Source organism: Paracoccus sp. DMF-8, assembly GCF_029309835.1.
Classification (GTDB): domain Bacteria; phylum Pseudomonadota; class Alphaproteobacteria; order Rhodobacterales; family Rhodobacteraceae; genus Paracoccus.
This window is the reverse complement of the sequence record NZ_JARJHL010000004.1, coordinates 1-6,601: the sequence shown is the minus strand read 5'-3', so window position 1 is coordinate 6,601 and position 6,601 is coordinate 1. Positions and strand designations below refer to the sequence as shown.

Sequence of the window (6,601 nt, the reverse complement as noted above, 5' to 3'; positions counted from 1 at the left end):
TGTACTTCGTTCAGTTACGTATTGCTAAGGTTAAAGAACGACTTCCATACTCGTGTGACAGCACCTGTCCAGATCTTGCAGATGTATTCATAAGGCGTGAGGCTGCCGAGGGTCTTGAGCCTTCGTTTGCGAGATGCCTTCGCCGCTGATCGAGGGCATCGCCTTCGATGGCTTGATCGCCGACAAGGCCATCGACAGCAATGCGCTGGTTGCCGGGTTGAACGATCGCGGCGCCCGGATCGCCATCCCGCAGCACCCCGCCCGCCCGGTCGCAGCACGCCCGGCAATGCAAGGATTAATTGCTATAATTAATAATAGCAATTTTTGCTGCAATGCTGTTGCGGCAGGTGTAATGCTTGTTCTCAGGGAGGCCGGATCGACCCATCCGGGCCTTGCAGAACAGGCGGTTCCGTTCGCGGTGCCGCCGCTCAGGGGCGCCGGGCGGCGCGATCGGCACAAAGGCGCAGCTTTCCCGCGGGATATGTTTTCCGCGCAGGCATTGTCATGCCCGATCCCCCATGCCCCGGCATCCGAACGCCGACCCGCCCGACGCAATCGGGCGCATGGCCGCACCATCCGGCCACAACAACATGGAGGAGAGACCGTGAAGAAATTGCTGACCGCCGCCGCATTCGGCACCCTGATCGCCGGCGGCATGACGACCGCCGCCAGCGCCGAAAAGATCGGCGTCGCCATGTCGCTGTTCGACGACAATTTCCTGACCGTGCTGCGCCAGAACATCCAGGCCCATGCCAATGACATCGGCGTCGAGGTCCAGATGGAGGATGCGCAGGGCGATATCGCCCGCCAGCAGTCGCAGCTTGAAAACTTCATCGCGGCCGGGGTCGATGGGGTCATCATGATGCTGGTCGATGCCGATTCCGGCCGCGCCATGTCGCGCATGGCCGATCAGGCGGGCATCCCGCTGGTCTTTGTCAACATGCTGCCCGCCGGGGTCGAGACCTTCCCCGAAAAACAGGCCTGGGTCGGCTCGGACGAGGAAGAGGCCGGGCGTCTAGAAACCACCGAGGTCTGTCGCCTGCTGAACGGTCAGGGCGAAGCCGTGATCCTGATGGGGCAACTGGGCACCACCGGCCAGCGCGGCCGCACCAAGGCCACCGAGGAGGTTCTGGCATCGGATGAATGCAGCGGCATCAAGGTGCTGGATGCGCAGACCGCCAACTGGATGCGCACCCCCGCGCTGGACCTGATGACCAACTGGATCACATCGGGGATGAAACCGAATGCGGTGATCGCCAATAACGACGAAATGGCGCTTGGCGCGATTCAGGCGCTGAAATCGGCCGGGATCGGCATGGATGACGTGATCGTCGCGGGCGTCGATGCGACGCAGGACGCGCTGGCCTCGATGGAGGCGGGCGATCTGGACCTGACCGTCTATCAATCGGCACGGGGTCAGGGTCAGGGCGCGCTGGACACGGTGCTGAAAATCGCGCGGGGCGAGGAATTCGAGCCGCTGGTGACCGTGCCCTTTGAACTGGTCACGCCCGACAAGGTCGCGGATTACAAGACGAAAAACTGATCCGGCTGCGCGGCGGCAGCCTGCCGCCCGCCTTCCTCAGACAAGGAGGGATGAGGGATGATTTCCGATACCACCCTGAAAGCCGTCGACCGTTACAAGGCGCAGCGCGGCGATACGCTGCTGGAAATCAGCGGCATCCGCAAGGAATTCCCCGGCGTGGTGGCGCTGAATGATGTGCAGTTCCGCCTGCGCCGTGGCACCGTCCATGCGCTGATGGGCGAAAACGGCGCGGGCAAATCGACGCTGATGAAAATCATCGCGGGGATTTACACGCCCGACCGCGGCAGCATCACGCCTGCGCGGCGAGGATGTCAGCTTTGCCGGGCCGCTGGACGCGCTGGAGCGCGGCATCGCCATGATCCATCAGGAACTGGCGCTGATGCCCTTCATGACGGTTGCCGAAAACATCTGGATCCGGCGCGAGCCGACCAACCGTTTCGGCATCATCGACCATGCCGCGATGTTTCAGCGCACGCAGGACCTGTTCGACCGGTTGCGCATCCGCATCGACCCGAAATCCGAGGTACGTTTCCTGACCGTGGCGCAGCGCCAGATGGTCGAGATCGCCAAGGCCGTCAGCTACAGATCCGACGTGCTTATCATGGACGAACCGACATCGGCCCTGACCGAAACCGAGGTCAGCCACCTGTTCGACATCATCCGCAGCCTGAAAGAGCGCGGCATCGGCATCGTCTATATCACCCACAAGATGAACGAACTGTTTGATATCGCGGATGAGTTTTCCGTCTTTCGCGATGGCGCCTATGTCGGCACCCATGCCAGCGCCGATGTCACCCGCGATGATATCATCCGCATGATGGTCGGCCGCGAAATCACCGACATGTTCCCCAAGGAACCCGCCGGGATCGGCGAGGTGGTGATGTCGGTCGACGGGCTGACGGTCGAGGGCGTCTTTCGCGATATCAGCTTTGATCTGCGGCGCGGCGAAATCCTCGGCATCGCCGGTCTGGTCGGCTCGGGGCGTTCGAACGTGGCCGAGGCGCTGTTTGGCGTCACCCCGGCCACGTCGGGCAGGATCCGCATCGACGGGCGCGAGGTCGCCGTCACATCGCCCGCCGTCGCCATGCGCGAAGGCATGGCCTTTCCTGACCGAGGACCGCAAGGACACCGGCTGCTTTCTGCAACTGTCCATTCTGGAAAACATGCAGATCGCCATGCTGCACGACCGCAATGTCAATCGCGGCTTCGTCGAACAGCGCGAGGTCAGCCGCCTGTGCGACGAAATGAAATCCGCGCTGCGCGTCAAGACCCCCAACATGCAGGAGCGGATCGAAAACCTGTCCGGCGGCAACCAGCAGAAGGTGCTGATCGCGCGCTGGCTGCTGACCAATCCGCGCATCCTGATCCTGGACGAACCGACGCGCGGCATCGACGTCGGCGCCAAGGCGGAAATCCACCGGCTGATTTCGCGGCTGGCGGGACAGGGCGTGGCGGTCATCATGATCTCGTCCGAACTGCCCGAGGTGCTGGGCATGTCCGACCGCATCATGGTCATGCACGAAGGTCACATGACCGGCATCCTGAACCGCGACGATGCCGATCAGGTCAAAATCATGGAACTGGCGGCGCGTTGGGCCGCAAGGCGTCAACGGCGCCGGAATCGAGGAGTTTCTTATGGAAAGCGTTCAGATCGAACCCCGACCGCGCCCGGCGCGGCATTCCGCAGGATCTCAGCATCCTGCTGGTGCTGTTCGGGGTGGCCGCGATTTTCGAAATACTGGGCTGGATCACGCAGGGGCAAAGCTTCCTGATGGATCCGCAGCGCCTGACGATCATGATCCTGCAGGTTTCGGTCGTCGGCATCATCGCGATCGGGGTGACGCAGGTCATCATCACCGGGGGCATCGACCTCAGTTCCGGTTCGGTCGTGGCGATGACCGCGATGATCGCCATGAGCTTTGCGCAGGCGGCGGGCTACGACCGCGCGGTCTATCCCGCCCTGACCGGGCTGCCGGTGATCGTGCCGCTGGCGATTGGTCTGGGGGTCGGGCTGCTGGCCGGCGTCATCAACGGCCAGCTGATCGCGCGCACCGGCATCCCGCCCTTTATCGCGACGCTTGGCATGATGGTGACAGCGCGCGGCATCGCGAAATGGTATACCAAGGGCCAGCCGATTTCCTTTCCAAGCGACAATTTCGCCATGATCGGATCGGGGCATGGCCGGTCTTCATCTTTCTGGCGGTCGCCGTCGTCTTTCACATCCTGCTGAAATACACCCGCTACGGCAAATACACCTATGCCATCGGGGCGAACCCGCAGGCCGCGCGGGTGTCGGGGATCAATGTCCAGAACCATCTGGTCAAGGTCTATGCCGCCGCTGGCCTGCTGTCGGGTCTGGCCGGCATCGTCACCGCCGCCCGCGCCGAAACCGCGCAGGCCGGCATGGGGATCATGTATGAACTGGACGCGATCGCGGCGGCCGTGATCGGCGGCACATCGCTGGCCGGGGGGCGCGGCAAGATCTTTGGCACGGTGATCGGCACGCTGATCCTGGGGCTGATGATGTCCGGTTTCACCTTTCTGCGGGTCGATGCCTGTTATCAGGAAATCGTCAAAGGCTTCATCATCGTCGCCGCCGTCGTGGCCGATGTCTATCGCCAGAAGGCCCGTTCCAAGAAGTCCTGAGCCATCCCCGCGCCGTCCAGGACGCCCGGCCCGGATCAAGCCCAGAAAGGCTGACCCAGGTCGTCTTGTTCCGGTCGTCTTGTATGGGGCGGACGGGTGGGCGGACAGGTGAATGCGCCCTCCAGGTTCCGGTCACGGTCGGAATGCGCGGTGCACGTGCGTTCGTTCTGCAGCCGCGCGACGCGACCGATACCGCCAGCGCCTGCGCCAGACACATCGGCGCCCGCCAGCAGCCGCGAAAACGTGTAATCATGTTCCGGCACCGCAAACAGCACCCGCGCCGATTTCGCAAGCGGCGACAGGGTGCTGTCGGTGATCGCGACGATGTCGATGCCACGCTCGCCCAGTTCTTCGGCGATGTTCACGACCTCTTTGGCATAGAACCGGAACGACACCGCCATCAGCAGGTCGCGTTCCGTGATGGTGCGCGCGATATAGGTCGAAATCCCGCCCGCGCGATCCAGCAGGATGCAGCGTTTGCCCAGCATGGTCAGCACATAGCAGATCAGATCCGCCACCGGCGCCGACCGCATCTGGCCCAGCAGGTAGACGGTATCGGCCTTGTAGATCAGATCGGCCGCCAGCGCGAGATCGGCCTCTGTGACATCTTCCAGCAACCCCTGCAGCGAGGCGATATCGCGCACCACCAATTCGCTCAGGTAACCCAGATCGCCGCTTTCGCCGCTGGTGTCCAACTCGGTTTCCAGCGCCTTGACGCGGGCCTCGAAACCCGGCGCGGTGATGGCCAGACGCTTTTGAAACAGCGCCTGCAATTCCTTGAACCCCCGATAGCCAAGCGATTGCGCGAAACGCACGAAGCTGGAGGCATGGATACCACAGCGTTCGGCGATGGAATTTACCGAATTCACCGCGACATCGTTCGGGTTCTGGGTCAGATAGACCGAGATGCGCTGATAGGTCTTGCTCATCTGGCTGTGGCGGTCGTGGATCAGCCGGATCAATTCTTCATAATCAGCGGGGGGCTTGATATCGGTCATGGCTTTTTCCTCGGCTGTGGACAGGACCAGTCTTGCAATGAAAATTGCAAGACGGCCAGCCCCAAAACGATTGCCGCCGCGACGGGTGGTCAGGCCGGCACCTCCAGCCAGCCCCCCGCGCGGGACGAGGCATGGATGGTTTCGACCAGCGTCTGGATGCCCAGCCCCTTGCGGAAATTGAACGGCTCGGGTTCCAGCCCGGCGATGGCGCGGACATAGCCCGCGACCTCGATGGCCTTGAGGTCGTTGAAGCCGATCTGATGGCCGGGCGCGACGCAGAAACGGCCATAGGGTTCGTGATCGGGCGCGGCCTCGATCCGGCGGAAGCCGCGCCGTCCGGGGGCGTCGGCGGTCGCGTAGAAATGCAGCTCGTTGAACCGTTCCTGACTGAAGGCCAGCGCGCCCTTGCTGCCGTAGACCTCGAAATCATGCTGCATCTTGCGGCCGGTGGCGATCCAGTTCCCTTCGACCGAGCCTTGCGCGCCATTGGCAAAGCGCAGAAAGGCGCGGCCGACATCATCGACCTGAACCGCGCGGATGCCGCCCTGCCCGTCCGGGCGGTGGCCGATCAGCGTGACGCAATCGCCCATGACCGAGGTGATCGGACCCAGCAGATATTCCGCCGTGGCCAGCGCATGGCTGCCGATATCGGCCAGCGCGCCGCCCCCCGCCGGATCGTGGCGGAAGGTCCATGGACCGTTGGGATCGGCCATGTAATCCTCGGCATGCAGGCCGCGATAGCCACGGATCTCGCCCAGCTCGCCCGCCGCGATCATGTCGCGGGCCAGCCGCAGCATCGGGTTGCACAGATAGTTGAACCCGACCTGCGTCCTGATCCCCGCCGCCTCGGCGGCGTCGGCCATTTCGCGCGCGTCCGAGGCCAGGGCGCCAGCGGCTTTTCGCAATAGACATGCTTGCCCGCCGCAATCGCGGCCAGCGCCATATCCTTGTGCAGCGCATTCGGGGCGGTGATGTCGATCACGTCGATTGCGGGATCGTCGATCAGCCGCCGCCAGTCGGTCGTCGCATGGGCAAAGCCCATCGCCCGCGCGGCGGCCTGCGCCGCCTGTTCGGTGACATCGGCGACTGTGTGCAATTCGATGTCATAAGGCAGGTCAAAGACCTTGGGCGCTGCGGCAAAGCCGAAGACATGGGCCTTGCCCATGAAGCCTGTGCCGATCAGGCCGATGCGCAATTTGGGTTTGTCAGACATGCAGGGACTCTTTGTTGACGACAAGCGCCGGGTCGATGGAACCGTCCAGATAGCCGATGGCATTCCGGATCGAGGCGATGGCCATGCGTTCGCCGCATTCGCGGGTCAGCCCGGCGATATGGGGCGACAGGATGGTATTGTCCGGCGACAGCAGCGGGTTGGCATCGGTCGGCGGTTCGTCGTCGAAGACGTCGATCCCCG

General features: G+C 63.3%; 8 protein-coding genes and 2 pseudogenes. 5 read left to right on the top strand and 5 right to left on the bottom strand.

Translation table 11 applies throughout. From position 1 onward, the window contains the following. Positions 1-604: 604 nt before the first annotated feature. On the top strand, positions 605-1,543 hold the full coding sequence (locus tag PE067_RS03335) for a sugar ABC transporter substrate-binding protein (RefSeq protein WP_276187834.1): 939 nt from the start codon (positions 605-607) through the stop codon (positions 1,541-1,543). A 36-nt stretch (positions 1,544-1,579) separates the two neighbouring features. On the opposite strand, the gene PE067_RS03330 is transcribed toward PE067_RS03335, so the two are convergent. Then, the gene (locus PE067_RS03330) at positions 1,580-1,750 is read right to left on the bottom strand and encodes a hypothetical protein (RefSeq protein WP_276187835.1); all 171 of its coding nucleotides are present in this window, start codon (positions 1,748-1,750) and stop codon (positions 1,580-1,582) included. A gap of 88 nt (positions 1,751-1,838) precedes the next feature. Between PE067_RS03330 and PE067_RS03325 the strand changes: the two are divergent. The 4 genes and pseudogenes from PE067_RS03325 to PE067_RS03310 form a co-directional block, all read left to right on the top strand. Then, positions 1,839-2,549, top strand: a pseudogene (locus PE067_RS03325) (ATP-binding cassette domain-containing protein); the annotation flags it as partial. Between the two features lie 157 nt (positions 2,550-2,706). Continuing rightward, positions 2,707-3,315, top strand: coding sequence for an ATP-binding cassette domain-containing protein (locus tag PE067_RS03320; RefSeq protein ID WP_276187833.1), 609 nt, complete (start codon positions 2,707-2,709; stop codon positions 3,313-3,315). Further along, positions 3,249-3,773, top strand: a complete 525-nt coding sequence (locus PE067_RS03315; RefSeq protein WP_276187832.1) for an ABC transporter permease — start codon at positions 3,249-3,251, stop codon at positions 3,771-3,773. Before PE067_RS03320 ends, PE067_RS03315 begins: the two co-directional genes overlap by 67 nt. Beyond that, positions 3,656-4,189, top strand: coding sequence for an ABC transporter permease (locus tag PE067_RS03310; protein ID WP_276187831.1), 534 nt, complete (start codon positions 3,656-3,658; stop codon positions 4,187-4,189). The genes PE067_RS03315 and PE067_RS03310 overlap by 118 nt, the downstream gene beginning before the upstream one ends. 35 nt (positions 4,190-4,224) lie before the next feature. Here PE067_RS03310 and PE067_RS03305 read toward each other — a convergent pair whose 3' ends face one another. From PE067_RS03305 to PE067_RS03290, 4 genes and pseudogenes are all read right to left on the bottom strand, one after another. Continuing rightward, entirely contained in the window at positions 4,225-5,187 is a 963-nt protein-coding gene (locus PE067_RS03305; RefSeq protein ID WP_276187830.1) for a MurR/RpiR family transcriptional regulator, read from the bottom strand. Positions 5,188-5,276: 89 nt separating this feature from the next. Then, positions 5,277-6,050 (bottom strand): Gfo/Idh/MocA family oxidoreductase, encoded by a 774-nt coding sequence (locus tag PE067_RS03300; RefSeq protein ID WP_276187829.1) that lies wholly within the window; start codon positions 6,048-6,050, stop codon positions 5,277-5,279. Further along, positions 5,960-6,400, bottom strand: coding sequence for a Gfo/Idh/MocA family oxidoreductase (locus PE067_RS03295; RefSeq protein WP_276187828.1), 441 nt, complete (start codon positions 6,398-6,400; stop codon positions 5,960-5,962). Before PE067_RS03295 ends, PE067_RS03300 begins: the two co-directional genes overlap by 91 nt. Beyond that, a pseudogene (locus PE067_RS03290) lies at positions 6,393-6,601 on the bottom strand (3-phosphoglycerate dehydrogenase); the annotation flags it as partial. The gene PE067_RS03295 and the pseudogene PE067_RS03290, both read right to left, overlap by 8 nt.